14 protein-coding genes are annotated in these 14,757 nt (G+C 51.3%); all 14 read left to right on the forward strand.

Going from position 1 to position 14,757, the window contains the following annotated elements; genetic code table 11:
* Positions 1-23 precede the first annotated feature (23 nt).
* A complete protein-coding gene (locus tag DEP07_RS09405; RefSeq protein ID WP_167470329.1) occupies positions 24-179 on the forward strand; it encodes a hypothetical protein in 156 nt (51 codons plus the stop codon).
* A gap of 218 nt (positions 180-397) precedes the next feature.
* A complete protein-coding gene (yfmF, locus tag DEP07_RS09410) occupies positions 398-1,693 on the forward strand; it encodes an EF-P 5-aminopentanol modification-associated protein YfmF (protein WP_122965248.1) in 1,296 nt (431 codons plus the stop codon).
* A gap of 2 nt (positions 1,694-1,695) precedes the next feature.
* Positions 1,696-2,988 carry an EF-P 5-aminopentanol modification-associated protein YfmH gene (gene yfmH / locus DEP07_RS09415; RefSeq protein WP_122965249.1) on the forward strand — a complete coding sequence of 431 codons (1,293 nt, stop codon included), beginning with the start codon at positions 1,696-1,698 and terminating at the stop codon, positions 2,986-2,988.
* 9 nt (positions 2,989-2,997) lie between these two features.
* Positions 2,998-3,732, forward strand: coding sequence for an elongation factor P 5-aminopentanone reductase (gene ymfI / locus DEP07_RS09420; protein ID WP_173598866.1), 735 nt, complete (start codon positions 2,998-3,000; stop codon positions 3,730-3,732).
* Between the two features lie 100 nt (positions 3,733-3,832).
* A complete protein-coding gene (locus tag DEP07_RS09425) occupies positions 3,833-4,102 on the forward strand; it encodes a DUF3243 domain-containing protein (protein ID WP_122965251.1) in 270 nt (89 codons plus the stop codon).
* Between the two features lie 113 nt (positions 4,103-4,215).
* The gene (locus DEP07_RS09430; protein ID WP_122965252.1) at positions 4,216-4,995 is read left to right on the forward strand and encodes a YmfK family protein; all 780 of its coding nucleotides are present in this window, start codon (positions 4,216-4,218) and stop codon (positions 4,993-4,995) included.
* Positions 4,996-5,007: 12 nt separating this feature from the next.
* On the forward strand, positions 5,008-5,913 hold the full coding sequence (locus DEP07_RS09435) for a helix-turn-helix domain-containing protein (RefSeq protein ID WP_122965253.1): 906 nt from the start codon (positions 5,008-5,010) through the stop codon (positions 5,911-5,913).
* A 119-nt stretch (positions 5,914-6,032) separates the two neighbouring features.
* Positions 6,033-7,379, forward strand: coding sequence for a 30S ribosomal protein S12 methylthiotransferase RimO (rimO, locus tag DEP07_RS09440; RefSeq protein ID WP_287102404.1), 1,347 nt, complete (start codon positions 6,033-6,035; stop codon positions 7,377-7,379).
* Positions 7,380-7,955, forward strand: a complete 576-nt coding sequence (pgsA, locus tag DEP07_RS09445; RefSeq protein ID WP_063227562.1) for a CDP-diacylglycerol--glycerol-3-phosphate 3-phosphatidyltransferase — start codon at positions 7,380-7,382, stop codon at positions 7,953-7,955.
* Positions 7,956-8,063: 108 nt separating this feature from the next.
* Entirely contained in the window at positions 8,064-9,308 is a 1,245-nt protein-coding gene (locus tag DEP07_RS09450) for a competence/damage-inducible protein A (protein WP_287102405.1), read from the forward strand.
* A 7-nt stretch (positions 9,309-9,315) separates the two neighbouring features.
* Positions 9,316-10,905 (forward strand): DEAD/DEAH box helicase, encoded by a 1,590-nt coding sequence (locus DEP07_RS09455; RefSeq protein WP_122965255.1) that lies wholly within the window; start codon positions 9,316-9,318, stop codon positions 10,903-10,905.
* A 166-nt stretch (positions 10,906-11,071) separates the two neighbouring features.
* Positions 11,072-12,130, forward strand: coding sequence for a recombinase RecA (gene recA / locus DEP07_RS09460; protein ID WP_122965256.1), 1,059 nt, complete (start codon positions 11,072-11,074; stop codon positions 12,128-12,130).
* A gap of 117 nt (positions 12,131-12,247) precedes the next feature.
* Entirely contained in the window at positions 12,248-12,895 is a 648-nt protein-coding gene (locus DEP07_RS09465) for a regulatory protein RecX (RefSeq protein ID WP_173598865.1), read from the forward strand.
* Positions 12,896-13,172: 277 nt separating this feature from the next.
* Positions 13,173-14,714, forward strand: coding sequence for a ribonuclease Y (gene rny, locus DEP07_RS09470; RefSeq protein ID WP_122965258.1), 1,542 nt, complete (start codon positions 13,173-13,175; stop codon positions 14,712-14,714).
* Positions 14,715-14,757 lie beyond the last annotated feature (43 nt).

Below are 14,757 nucleotides of genomic sequence, written 5' to 3' on the forward strand. Positions count from 1 at the left end.
ATCAATGAAAAGGAGGACTTCGTATGTGGATTTGTCCGTACTGTGGCGGAAATCACGGTTTGCCTTTTCACGACGAGCAGTTGGACGGGGTGCTTTGCCTTTCTTCCGATTGCGGCCGATTCGTGGAGGAAGACGCTGTTTCAGATAACACCCGCGACTGGGATTATATGGATTTGTAGCAAAAAGAGCGAGTGCGCCGGAAAAGGGCGGCTTGCTCTTTTTGCTTGTAAACAGGGAGAAAACAAAGCACAAGACGGCGAGGAAGAGAGTCGTACGGAAAGCCAGGGGAGCATACGATGGAAGACGGGGCAATTATAATGGAAGATTCTGATGAAAGATGGCCTGCCAATTGGTTACAATAGAGAAGTATACGCAGATGGAGAAGGGAGAAGTTGCAATGAAAGCACAGACGTCTGATATCGCGTTTCAAAGCTCCCAAATTAACGGGATGAACGTACATATCCTTCCGACCGCCAAATTCAAAACAACGACAATTGTGACGATGATTGAGCAGGCTTTGTCGGAGGAACACGTGACCAAGACGGCGCTTTTGGCCATGGTCATGAAACGGGCAAGCGAGCGTTTTCCGGAAACGAAGCTCCTGCGCGCGCACCTCGATTTTTTGTATGGCGCCATTTTTGATGTGGATGTCATGAAAAAGGGCGAACGGCAAATCCTGCAAATCTACATGGAGGTGCCGAATGAAAAGTACCTGTCCGAAGGCGATGCCCTTCTGGAACAGGCGATTCAGTTCGTAGGCGACATGCTGGTGCGCCCTTATGTACAAGACAATGCTTTTGCGCAGAAGTATGTGTCGCAGGAAAAAGAAACATTGAAAAAACGGGTCGAAAGCCTGATTGATGACAAGATGAAGTACGCCAACCAGCGGGTAACGGAAGAGATGTGCAAAGGCGAGCCTTTTGCCCTGTTGGTTCAAGGACGGGTGCAAGACTTGTCTGCCATCACGGGACAAGAGCTGTACCGCTATTTTAAAGAAATCACAACGTCCAACCCGATCAACGTGTTCGTAGTGGGGGACGTGGAGCCAGACGCAGTGGCCGCAGCGATTCGCACCCATATCCCGCTGGAGCGCAAAGAAGTTGGCGAGCTGCAAATTGGTGGCGCAGCCAAGACGGTTTCGGAGGAAAAAGAAGTCGTCGATCGACTCGACGTGAATCAGGCCAAGCTGAATATCGGCTGCCGGACACAAGTCACGTACAAGGATGACGATTATCCGGCGCTGCTCTTGTACAACGGCATTTTGGGCGGATTCCCGCACTCCAAGCTGTTTGTCAATGTGCGGGAAAAAGAGAGCCTCGCTTACTACGCTGTATCGCGTCTGGAAAGCCACAAAGGCATCATGATGATCATGTCCGGCATCGAGGTGGGCAAATACTCGCGCGCGGTGGAAATCATCAAGGAACAGCTGGAGCAGATGCGCGCAGGCAACATCTCCGAAGAAGAACTGTCGCAGACGCGAGCTACGTTGTCCAACCAGTTCCGTGAGTTGCTGGACAGTGCCCGCGGCATGATCGATTTTACCTACAATGGCGTCATCAGCGGCCGCAAGCGGAAGCTGGACGAATTGCTCGCCGGGATTGAACAGGCCAGCATCGAAGATATCAAACGGGTGGCGAACAAGGTAGCGATCGATACGATCTACTTGCTGCGCGACAAGAAGGGAGAGGCGTAATCATGCAGACGACCGTTTTTGACCAAGTAAATGAAACCGTCTACCACGAAACATTGGACAATGGGCTGCAAGTCTACCTTGTTCCCAAGCAAGGGTTCAGCAAGACGTACGCCGTTTTTACTACGCGTTACGGCTCGATCGACAGCCATTTCAAAACGCGCAGCGGGGAAGAAATCAATGTGCCGGACGGGATCGCCCATTTTCTCGAACACAAAATGTTTGAGAAAAAAGACCGGGATGTCATGCACGAGTTCAGCAAGAACGGCGCATCGTGCAACGCCTTCACGAGCTTTAACCGCACAGCTTATCTGTTTTCGTGCACAGACAAGCTGGATGACAACCTGAATCTGCTGCTGGACTACGTGCAAGACCCGTACTTTACAGATGCCAGCGTGGAGAAAGAAAAAGGAATCATCGGCCAGGAAATTACGATGTACGACGACAATCCGGACTGGAAAGTCTACATGAACCTGCTCAAGGCCATGTACCAAAAATATCCGATCAACATCGAGATTGCCGGCACGATCGAGACGATCTCGCATATCACAAAAGAGTACCTTTACCAGTGCTACGAGACGTTTTACCATCCGTCGAACATGCTGCTTTTGGTGGTGGGCTCGTTCGAACCGGAGTCGATCATGAAGCTGATCCGCGAGAACCAGACGAAGAAGGAGTTTCCTCCTGCTCCGCAGATTACCCGCGTGTTCCCGGATGAGCCTGCCGCTGTGGCGCAGGCCAAAGTCGAAGCGTTTCTCACGGTCGGTCTTCCGAAGTGCATGATCGGCATCAAGGAAAAAGAAACGGGACTGTCGAAGGAAGCGCTGCTGAAACGGGACTTGACGACAAAGCTCATTTTGGACATCGCGTTTGGAACCAGCTCCGCCATCTACGAGCGGCTGTACGAAAGCGAACTGATTACGGAGAGCTTTGATTTTGACTACAGCAGCGAAAAAGACTACGCCTATACGATTATCGGGGGAGATACGCCAGACCCGGACCGTTTGGTGGCGACTATCAAAGCGGAAATCGCACAACTCAAGCAAACAGGCATCAACCAGGAAGAGTTCGAGCGGGCCAAGCGGAAAAAGATCGGAAATTTCCTGCGCTCGCTCAATTCCGTGGAGTTTATCGCGAACCAGTTTACAAGCTTCAAGTTCAACGGCAACGATTTGTTCTCCGTCGTGCCGACGCTGGAGTCGATTACATTGGAAGAAGTGGGTCAACGTCTGAACGAGCATTTTCTGGAGGAACAGATGGCAGTTTCTATCGTGCGTTCCGCTTCGCCGCAAGAGTAAGGAGTGGGCATGATGGAAAAGACGCCTTGGGCGTTTATTTCGGGAGCCTCTGGAGAAATCGGCCAGGCGATCGGCACCTATCTGGCTGAGGCAGGGGTTCCGCTTTACCTGCATTACAACCGTTCGGAAAGCAAGCTGGATCGTTTGGTGCAGCTGTGCCAGGAAAGAAATGTACCTTTTTGCAAGCTACAGGCGGATTTGCGGGAGCCGGCGCAAATTGCCGCGATGTTTGCCCAGATGCCGTCACCGCCGCTGTTGATTGTCAACAACGCTTCGGCCGATCACGTCGGACTGTTTACCGACGTGTCGGTCGAGATGTTTGACGAGCTGGTCGCGCTGAATGTTCGCTCTGCTTTTTTGGTCTGCCAGGCTGCGTTGCCGGCCATGCTCCGTGAGCGATATGGACGGATCGTCAATGTTTCTTCGATTTGGGGGCTTACGGGCGGTTCCTGCGAAGTGCTGTATTCGTTGACGAAGGGCGCGATCAACACGTTTACCAAAGCGTTGGCCAAGGAAATGGCGCCCAATGGCATCACGGTGAACGCCGTAGCCCCCGGCGCGATTGCTGGCGGGATGATGGCGCGTTTTTCCCCTGACGAAGTGGAGATGATCGCAGAGGAAATTCCGGCGAACCGGCTTGGCGATCCGCGCGAGGTGGCGGCTGTTGTGCGGTTTCTGTTATCGGCAGATGCCAGCTATGTGACGGGGCAGATCATTAGCCCGAACGGCGGCTGGTATACATAAGCTTGGGCGTGCATAATTTCCGAGAAATAGTGGAAATCTACCTCCTGTGTGGGCAGCAGAAGACTCTATTGCCCCAACGAAAAAAGGAGGGAATTTCCTTATGTCGATTCTGGACAACTTTCGCGACTGGAAAGAATTTCTCGGAGACCGAGTAGAACAGGCCAGACAGGCTGGGATGGAAAGCCAGACGCTGGAAAACGTAGCGTATCAGATTGGAGGCTATCTCGCCGAGCAGGTTGATCCGAAAAATGATCAGGAGCGCTTGCTGAAACAGCTTTGGGACGCGGGCGATCAACAGCAACAACAAGCGCTGGCTTCCCTCATGGTGAAGCTCGTGCAAAATCCAGATAGCCTGAACAAAGGCAATTAGTCTTTTAAATCCCCTATTCACGGGGATTTTTCTTTTCGCGTTTGTTTGTCGAACGATACGAACGTGATATACTACAGAGGAAGATTATTCTGTCTTGGCGGAGAGGATTCTATATGGAAGCGAAAAAAGAATGGTACATGGAGTACGAAATTGCCCGTAACCGTCCTGGTTTGTTGGGTGACGTGTCTTCTATTCTGGGGATGTTGAACATTAATATCGTCACGATCAACGGTGTCGATACGATGCGCCGCGGCATGTTGCTTTTGACAGATGACGATGAAAAAATGGAGGTTTTGCGCAACGTTGTGCAAAAAATGGACAACATAACCATAACGAGGTTACGTCCCCCTACCATGCTGGATCGTCTCGCTGTTCGCCATGGACGCTACATCGAGCGTGACAGCGAGGACAAAAAAACGTTCCGCTTCGTCCGTGACGAGCTGGGGCTGTTGGTAGACTTCATGGCTGAGATTTTGAAAAAAGAGGGCCATCAACTAATTGGAATCCGGGGAATGCCTCGTGTCGGGAAGACAGAATCGATGATTGCAGCCAGCGTGTCTGCGAACAAGCGCTGGACGTTTATTTCATCTACTTTGCTGCGGCAGACAGTGCGCAATTCCTTAGCCATTGATGAATTGTCTACTGATCATGTATATTTGATAGATGGAATTGTTTCAACGCTGCGATCGACAGAGAAGCATTACACCTTGCTTCGGGAGATTATGAACTTTCCTGCCGCGAAGATCATCGAGCATCCGGACATTTTTGTAAGAGAATCAGAGTACGAAATATCTGATTTTCATTACATTATCGAGCTTCGTCACTATCCGGATGAGGAAATTACATACGAGCTGATCAACAATCGCGGCTTCGATAATTTTGACATGAATTAAGGAGGGGCAGCTGTGTCTGAGCTAGGTCAAGTCCTGCAAAGGGCCCGCGAAGAAAAAGGAATCACGCTCGACGACATCCAACGAATCACCAAGATACAGCGGCGATATTTGGAAGCCATTGAAAGAGGTCATTTTCATGTACTTCCCGGCCACTTTTACGCGCGTGCGTTCATTAAGAGTTATGCGGAAGCCGTTGGTCTCGACCCGAATCACATCCTGACGCATTTTCAGGCCGATTTGCCAGCCCAGCCACCTACGGAGCAAGTGGAAAGACTGCGTCGCAGGAGAGTTGCTTCCGCGAACAACCCGCTACAGGCAGGAAGATGGGTTACCAAGACGTTGCTGGTGCTTTTCATTGCCTTGATTATTGGCGTTATTTACATCGCAGCGGTAAATAACAACGGCAATACAATCACCCAGCCTGTACCAAGCGGAACGGTCAATCCTGGAGCGGAAATCGTCACTCCGGGCAATGGTGGAGGGGCTACTACTTCTCCGATTGCGCAGCAGCCGCAACCGCCATCTACTGTCACACCTACTCCTGATCCGGGAACGACAACGCCGGAGCCGGGAGAGGTAGCCTCTTCAGCGACGATCACATTCGAGTCGCAGCAAGGCTCCATGTACAATTACTCTTTGCAAGGCGGAGAGAAAATTACGGTTCATTTGAAAGTGAAGGAAGACAGAAGCTGGTTCGGTGTATCGGAAGGAAAAGGCAAGAAGTATGTGGAGGAAGGCGAACTGCGAAAAGGCGCCAAGGAAGAGATCACGATTGAATTGAAGAAATCGGCGTATGTCCGCCTCGGAAAGCCGACGGCCTTGGAGCTGACCGTGAACGGAGCTGCGGTCGATACATCCAAAATGAAGTTCATGCCGTCGAACCTTACCATCAAAATGAAAGAGGCAACAGCACAGTAGGCAAGCATTATGCTTGCCTTTCGTACTTTCGTCTCTTTTGACACTTCCTTTAGGCTTATATTATACTGGATAGGTGTAATATGGGCTGGTATGACCAATTGGAGGAAAGAGGAAAAAAGATGGCAGAGAAGGTAGGCACGCGTGAAAAAGTAGCGATTGTTACGCTGGGCTGTGAGAAGAATTTGGTCGATTCCGACATGATGGCCCATCTGATAGATGAAAAAGGCTATGAACTGGTTGACAATCCGGAAGAAGCAACCGTGGTCATCGTCAATACCTGTGGCTTCATTGATGCCGCCAAGGAAGAATCTGTGAACAAGATTCTGGAGATGGGCGAGCTGAAGGAAGCCGGCAAGCTGAAATCGCTTGTGGTGGCAGGCTGTCTCACACAACGCTACAAAGAGGATATCTTGAACGAGATCCCTGAAGTGGACGGCATTGTCGGAACAGGCGATTTTATGTCGATTACAGGGATCATTGAAGAATCGCTGGAAGGCAAGCGTCCGATTTTTGTGGGCAACCCAATCTTTGCGTACGAAGATGTCGTCAAGCGAAAAGTGAAAGAAGGCACGTATTCGGCATACATTAAAATTGCCGAGGGATGCGACAATGCCTGTACCTTCTGTAGTATCCCCCTGATGCGCGGCGGATTCCGCAGCCGGACGATCGAGTCCATTCTGGAGGAAGCCCGCCATCTGGCGCAGCAGGGGATTGTGGAGATCAGCTTGATTGCCCAGGACTCCACGAACTACGGTACAGATATTTACGATGGCAAGTTGATGCTTCCCGAGCTGCTCAACCGGCTCGCCGAAGTGGAGGGAATCGAGTGGATTCGTCTGCATTACGCATACCCGGGCTTTTTTACAGACGAATTGATTCAAACGTTTGCTACGAATCCAAAGGTATGCAAATACATCGACATGCCATTGCAGCACTCAGAAGACCACATTCTGAAAAGAATGCGTCGTCCGGGTCGCCAAACGGATATTCGCGAGCTTGTCGGTAAAATCCGCGCGCAAGTACCGGATGTTGCCCTGCGAACTTCCTTGATTGTAGGCTTCCCTGGCGAAAACGAAGAGGACTTTGCCAAGTTGTCCGACTTCGTGAAAGACATCCGTTTTGACCGTTTGGGTGTGTTCACTTATTCGAATGAAGAGGACACCCCGGCTTCCCGTCTGCCTGATCATGTGGACGAAGAGGCCAAGGAAAAGCGGGCGAACATGCTGATGGAAATTCAGCGTGAGATTGCAAGCGAGCGCAATGGCCGCTTTGTCGGCCAGGAGCTGGACGTCCTGATTGAGCGTTACGAAGGGCGCAACGACATTTATGTAGGCCGGACGCAATACGATGCCCCGGAAATTGACGGGGAAGTATTCGTAACCGGATTCAAAGGCAAATTAGGCTCAATCGTAAAGGTAAAGATCACACACTCCTATGAATACGATTTGGCCGGGGAGGTAGTCTAGGTGAATCTCGCCAACCGCATCACCCTCGCCAGGATTTTCCTGGTGCCGGTAGTTATGTTTTTTCTGCTGGTGCGTTACAACATCGGGACATTTTCCATTGGCAGCCTGACGATGACGTATAACGAGCTGATTGCGGCTTTGGTGTTTATCCTAGCAGCCAGTACGGACGGACTCGACGGTTACATTGCACGCAAACGCAAGATCGTGACCAATCTCGGAAAATTTTTGGACCCGCTTGCCGACAAGCTGCTCATCTCTGCTGCCTTGATTTCCTTGGTGGAGATGCAGCGGCTGGAGGCGTGGATTGCGATTGTGATTATCAGCAGGGAGTTTGCTGTAACAGGTTTGCGCCTTGTTGCTGCGGCTGAAGGACAGGTAATTGCTGCCAGTGCTTTGGGTAAACTGAAAACATGGGTGCAGATCGTGGCGATTACAGCCGTCATGATCCGCAATTTCCCATTCGGCTTTTTCGGGATTCCCTTCGATGAGGTAGCCACTTGGGCCATGGTTGTGATTACGCTTTATTCCGGGTACGACTACTTTGCGAAAAATCGCAACGTCATCCAATACTCGTAGTTACGGGTATTGGTCTCTTTTTTCACAAGACTCTTCTCTTGCGCCACTATCGGTGATAAACTGTTTGGTTAGAGGCTTTTCTACTCTCAAAGAGAATGGATGAGGAAAATGAGAGCGGAGATTATCGCAGTAGGTACCGAGCTTTTGCTAGGCCAGATTGCCAACACCAATGCTCAGTTTCTCTCGCAAAAACTGGCGGAAATTGGTGTCGGAGTGTATTTTCATTCCGTTGTCGGCGATAACACGCAGCGGTTGCAGCAGGTGATCGCCCTCGCAGCCGACCGTTCCGATCTTGTCATTTTTACGGGTGGGCTTGGACCGACTCAGGATGACCTGACAAAAGAAACAGTGGCAGGGCACGTGGGCGTCGGACTGGAGACAAATCCGGAAGCCATGGAAAGAATTGAACAATTCTTTTTGCAACGTGGGATTGTCATGACGGAAAACAATCGGAAGCAGGCGCTGGTTCTCTCAGGCAGCCATGTCTTCCCCAATGACTTCGGGATGGCGCCTGGGATGGCGATCCGTCATGACAGTTGCACGTTCGTGCTTCTCCCTGGACCGCCTAGCGAGCTGTACCCGATGGTGGAGCATTACGTCATGCCGTACTTGACGGATCTGTTGCCGGAGAAGCGAGTATTTCATTCTCATGTGCTGCGCTTCTACGGGATCGGTGAGTCTGCTCTGGAGGAGCGGTTGCTGGATCTGATTGAAAAACAGGACAACCCGACGATTGCTCCGTATGCAAAAGAATTTGAAGTAACGCTGCGGATTACGGCGAGGGCCTCAACGGCAGAAGAAGGAGAAGTCTTGATTTTGCCGGTCGAGGAGGAGATTCGCAAGCGCGTTGGCGAGTACGTGTACGGGATGGGTGAGGATTCTTCCCTGCACGATGTATTGGTAAGCGAACTGAAAAAGCGAAACGAGACCATCGCGTGTGCAGAGAGCTGTACAGGCGGCACGATCGCTTCGCTCATTACTTCCGTTCCTGGCAGTTCGTCTGTTTTCCAAGGAGGCATCGTTTGCTATACAAACGATGTGAAAAAACAGCTGCTCGACGTGCCTGAAGAAGTGTTGTCCACAGACGGCGCAGTCAGCCGCCAGACAGCGCAGCTGCTTGCGGAGAATGTACGAGCCAAGCTGGGAGCCACATACGGAGTTTCCGTGACGGGTGTGGCTGGTCCCGATCCATCGGAAGGCAAGCCTGTAGGTCTTGTCTACGTAGGGATTGCGGGTGAAGGGATGCCAACAGTAGTCAAAGAGCTTCGCCTTGCAGGCAGAAGAAAGGCGATTGTTGGGCGTGCCGCCAAATTTGCGCTATTTTATGCGCTGCAAATGCAAAAAGAAAGGTGACGTTTTCATGACGATGTTTTCTGATTTTCCTTTACATAAATCCATTTTGCAGGCGATCCACGATATGGGCTTCGAAGAGCCATCGCCGATTCAGGCAGCCTGCATTCCGAAAGTGCTGGACGGAGGAGACTTGATCGGTCAAGCACAGACCGGAACGGGAAAAACAGCGGCTTTCGGGATTCCGCTTGTAGAAAAAATTACACCAGCCAATCGCGTACAAGCGATTGTGTTGACCCCGACTCGCGAGTTGGCCATCCAGGTTGCCGGAGAGCTTTTGCGCATCTCCAAGTACAACAAAGTGCGCACACTGCCAATCTACGGCGGACAGTCCATCGGTCACCAGATTCGCGCTCTGCGCCAAGGCGTACAGATCGTGGTGGGAACCCCTGGACGCGTCATGGACCATTTGCGTCGCAAAACGCTGAAGCTGGAGAATGTACATACGCTCATTCTCGATGAAGCGGACGAAATGCTGGACATGGGCTTCATCGAAGATATCGAAACAATCATCAATCATATGCCGGAAGAGCGCCAGACGTTGCTCTTCTCTGCAACGATGCCGCCTGAAATCAAGCGTTTGGCTACCCGTTACATGAAACAGCCGCAAACGATCGCTGTCAGCCGCGAAGAAGTGACAGCGCCGTTGATCGAGCAAGTGTACTACAAAGTGTTCGACCGAAACAAAGTGGAGAGCCTGTGTCGCATTCTCGACAGCGAAGATGTAGAGCTTGGCATCATCTTTTGCCGTACCAAACGCGGCGTAGATGAGCTGTCCGAAGTGCTGCAATCCCGCGGATACTTGGCAGATGGCTTGCACGGTGACCTGTCCCAGGCACAGCGCGACAAAGTGATGAACTCTTTCCGTGAAGGCTCGATTGAATTTTTGATCGCAACAGACGTAGCAGCGCGCGGGATCGACGTAGGCAACGTCTCGCACGTAATCAACTACGACATTCCGCAAGACTCCGAAAGCTACGTGCACCGGATCGGCCGTACAGGTCGTGCAGGACGCAAAGGAATCGCCATGACATTGGTGACGCCGCGCGAAGTCAGACAGATGATGTTCATCCAGAAGCAGACAAAAGCGCAAGTGCTGTCCCGCAACGTACCGTCGCTTGAGGAAGTGGCGGAGCGCAAGCAAGAACAGCTTCGCGAGCAGCTGACAAGCCTTTTGGAGAGCGATGCGATCGCGGATATGTACCAAAAGGTTGCGGAATCGCTCGTCGCCCAATACCCGGCCGAGAAAGTCGCGGCTGCTGCGCTGCATCTGGCTTTCCATTCCGAAGCAGGCCAAATGCAGGAGGCAGAAGCGTACAACTTCGGAGAGACGGGTGCTGCAAAAGGCATGGTTCGCTTCTTCCTGAACGTAGGCCGCAATGCGAACATGAAGCCGCAAGATTTGGTGCGCGAGATTTCCGAGTCGGTAGGCATTCCTGGCAAATCGGTTGGCCGCATCGACATTTTCGAGAACTTCACGTTCGTGGAAGTGCCGGAAGAAGTGGCGGCATTCGTTTACGAGTCGCTGCGCCAAACCCGCATCAACGGCAAACGCATCAACCTGGAGCCGGCAAAGCCGCGCGGTGCAAAACGCTCCTAATTGCTCAGGTGAAAAACAGACAGCCATTTCTCTGGAACTATCCAGAAAATGGCTGTTTTTTACGATGCGAATATTTGTTCGCAAAAAACACTTGGCAAACGGTTCTATCTCGATGTATGATGAAGACAAGCAAAAGAGATGCGAAAAGTGAAAGGGTGTGTACCATTTGTCAGATCGTCGCGCAGCTTTGGAGAGTGCATTGCGTCAAATAGAAAAGCAGTTCGGAAAAGGTTCCATCATGAAGTTGGGAGAGGTGTCCAACGTTCAGATTTCGACCGTTTCCAGTGGTGCGTTAGCGTTGGATATCGCATTGGGTGTAGGTGGATTCCCACGTGGCCGTATCGTCGAGATTTATGGTCCTGAGTCTTCCGGTAAAACAACCGTAGCGCTCCATGCGATCGCAGAAGTACAACGTCAAGGTGGACAAGCGGCTTTCATCGACGCCGAGCATGCACTGGACCCTGTCTATGCAGCGAAGCTGGGCGTGAACATCGATGAGTTGCTGCTTTCCCAGCCGGATACAGGGGAGCAAGCATTGGAAATTGCCGAAGCGCTGGTGCGCTCCGGTGCAGTAGATATCATCGTCGTGGACTCTGTAGCAGCACTGGTTCCAAAAGCAGAGATTGAAGGCGAGATGGGGGATTCCCACGTAGGTTTGCAAGCCCGCCTGATGTCGCAAGCTTTGCGCAAACTGTCCGGTGCGATCAACAAGTCCAAGACAATCGCGATCTTCATCAACCAGTTGCGTGAAAAAGTAGGCGTGATGTTCGGTAACCCAGAGACAACTCCAGGTGGACGCGCTCTGAAATTCTACGCCAGCGTGCGTCTGGATGTTCGTAAAGCAGAATCGATCAAAGTCGGTAACGATATCCTTGGCAGCAAGACCAAGATCAAGGTCGTGAAAAACAAAGTAGCGCCACCGTTCAAAGTCGCTGAAGTGGACATCATGTACGGGGAAGGGATCTCCAAAGAGGGCAGCATCCTCGATATCGGTTCCGAAATCGATGTGGTACAAAAAAGTGGTGCTTGGTACTCCTTCAACGAGGAGCGCCTCGGCCAAGGACGGGAAAACTCGAAAGTCTTCCTCAAAGAAAACCCGCATATTGCTTCCCAAATCGAGACAAAGGTTCGCGAGTATTTCAGCCTCAATCCAGGCTCTGTTCCTGAAGCAGAACCAGTCGTCGATCCTGAGCAAGACGAAGAGCCAGCATTTGACCTTGAGTAATGGAGCATAAGTGAACAGCCTGTCGATGAGACAGGCTGTTTTCTGTGACAGACGTCCCGAGGCTTTTCTATGTTCTATTAGATTGAACAACAAAGCCGAAGAAAGGAGTGGGCCAAAATGAAGAGCGGCCAAATCACTGCCGTTCACCGCGACAACAAGCAAAAACAGCGGTATCACATTGATTTGGATGGGGAGTATGCGTTTACGGTACATGAAGACATACTGGTAAAGTACAACCTATTTAAAGGCACCGATGTGGACGAGTCGTTTTATTGTGAAGTGCTGGTGGCGGAAGAGCGACACAAGGCGTATTTGGGCGCCCTGAAATACTTGGGGATGCGCCCGCGCACCCGCAGTCAGTTGCAAGCGTATTTGCTGGACAAAGGCTTTGATGCAAAAGTTGCCGATGAGATTTGCCAGCGTTGCGAAGATCACGGATACATAGACGATGAAGCATTTGCCAAGCAGTGGGTGGAAGAACGGCTGCGCCTGAAGCCGCGAAGCTCCTACATGCTGCGCATGGAACTGGCGCAGCGCGGGGTAGACAAGGCGATTGCCGAAGATGCCGTGCAAGGCGTTTCAAGAGAGGCTGAACTGGAAGCTGCCCGCGCTTTGATAGAGAAGAAAGCGCGGCGGATCACAGGAGCGCCGAATCCTGACGAGGAGCGAAAACTACTCGCCATGCTGATGCGCAAGGGCTTCTCGCATTCCATCATCCAGCAAGTTCGCACAGAATTGCGTCAGAGAAGGGACGAAGAGCGCTGACTCTATTTGCATGATCTTGACAATTCTTGTTCACAAATAATAAAATAGGTTTGTATTTACTTGGTGTATCATAACTTTTGACGCTTTGCTCACTCGTTGCCTGTGAAACAACTGAACAACCGTGCGATAGCAGTACGGATTCAGCGGACCGAGTAAAATCGGTCTTGTTTTTTAGCGAATGCTCTATGTGAGAGCAAAACGAAAGCGGCACTCCATGAAAAACGAATGCTTGGAAAGCGGGGAGATCTTACAATAAGGAGGTGAAACGAAAAAGTCTATGGAGCCTATACTAACAGTTGTCATCGTGCTCGTCGCCCTGCTCATCGGCTTGGGTGCTGGCTACTTCATTCGAAAATCGATTGCGGAAGCAAAGATCTCCAGTGCGGAGGAAGCTGCACGCCAGATCGTCGAGGAAGCGAAACGGGACGCCGAAGCCGTTAAAAAGGAAAAGGTGCTGGAAGCCAAGGATGAAGTGTTCAAACTTCGTTCCGAAGCAGAAACCGAGTTGCGCGAAAGACGCAACGAGATCCAGCGTCAGGAACGGCGCATTCTTCAAAAAGAAGAAACGCTGGACCGCAAGATGGAACAGTTGGAGCGCAAAGAGGAAGAATTGGCTGAGCGCGACCGCGCCATCGCAGAACTGCAAAGCAAGGTAGAGCACTTATATAAAGAACAAGTTTCCGAGTTGGAACGCATTTCCGGATTGACGCAGGATGAGGCGAAAAATATCATTCTGACTGACGTGGAAAATACCGTTCGCCACGAAATGGCCGTGATGATCAAAGAGATAGAGACGCAGGCCAAAGAAGAGGCGGACAAGCGCGCTCGCGAAATTATTACCACCTCCATTCAGCGCTGTGCAGCTGATCACGTAGCAGAGACAACCGTTTCTGTGGTGACGTTGCCAAACGATGAGATGAAGGGACGGATTATCGGACGGGAAGGACGAAACATCCGTGCTTTGGAGACGTTGACGGGAATCGATCTGATCATCGACGACACTCCGGAAGCAGTCATCCTGTCTGGCTTTGATCCGATCCGTCGGGAAATCGCCAAGACAGCGCTCGACAAGCTCGTTGCAGACGGACGCATCCACCCGGCCCGCATTGAGGAAATGGTGGAAAAAGCGCGCCGCGAAGTAGACGAGCGTATCCGTGAATACGGAGAACAAGCAACATTTGAAACTGGCGTACATGGCCTGCATCCGGATCTGATCAAGATTTTGGGACGACTGCGTTATCGTACCAGCTATGGTCAGAACGTGCTGAAGCACTCGATGGAAGTGGCTCATCTCGCTGGCTTGATGGCAGCAGAACTGAAAGAAGACGTGAAGCTGGCCAAACGTGCAGGTCTTCTGCACGATATCGGAAAAGCGATTGACCATGAAGTGGAAGGCTCACACGTGGAAATCGGTGTGGAGCTGGCCAAGAAGTACAACGAGCATCATGTTGTTGTCAACAGTATTGCTTCTCATCACGGTGATACCGAACCAACTTCCGTCATTGCCATGCTCGTGGGAGCGGCAGATGCTCTGTCTGCTGCACGTCCAGGCGCACGCCGTGAGACATTGGAAACTTATATCAGACGTTTGGAGAAACTCGAAGAAATCTCTGAGTCGTTCGATGGCGTAGAAAAGTCTTATGCGATTCAAGCGGGACGCGAAATTCGCGTAATGGTTCAACCTGACAAGATTGATGATGCGGAAGCTACCCGTCTGGCACGGGAGATCACAAAACGAATTGAAAATGAACTGGACTACCCGGGACATATCAAAGTAACGGTCATCCGTGAAACACGGGCAGTCGAGTATGCAAAGTAAAGTGGCTAATGGCCACTTTACTTTTTTTCGTGCGCCCAGCATG

This window comes from Brevibacillus sp. (assembly GCF_003521185.1).
In the GTDB taxonomy this organism is placed as follows: domain Bacteria; phylum Bacillota; class Bacilli; order Brevibacillales; family Brevibacillaceae; genus Brevibacillus; species Brevibacillus parabrevis.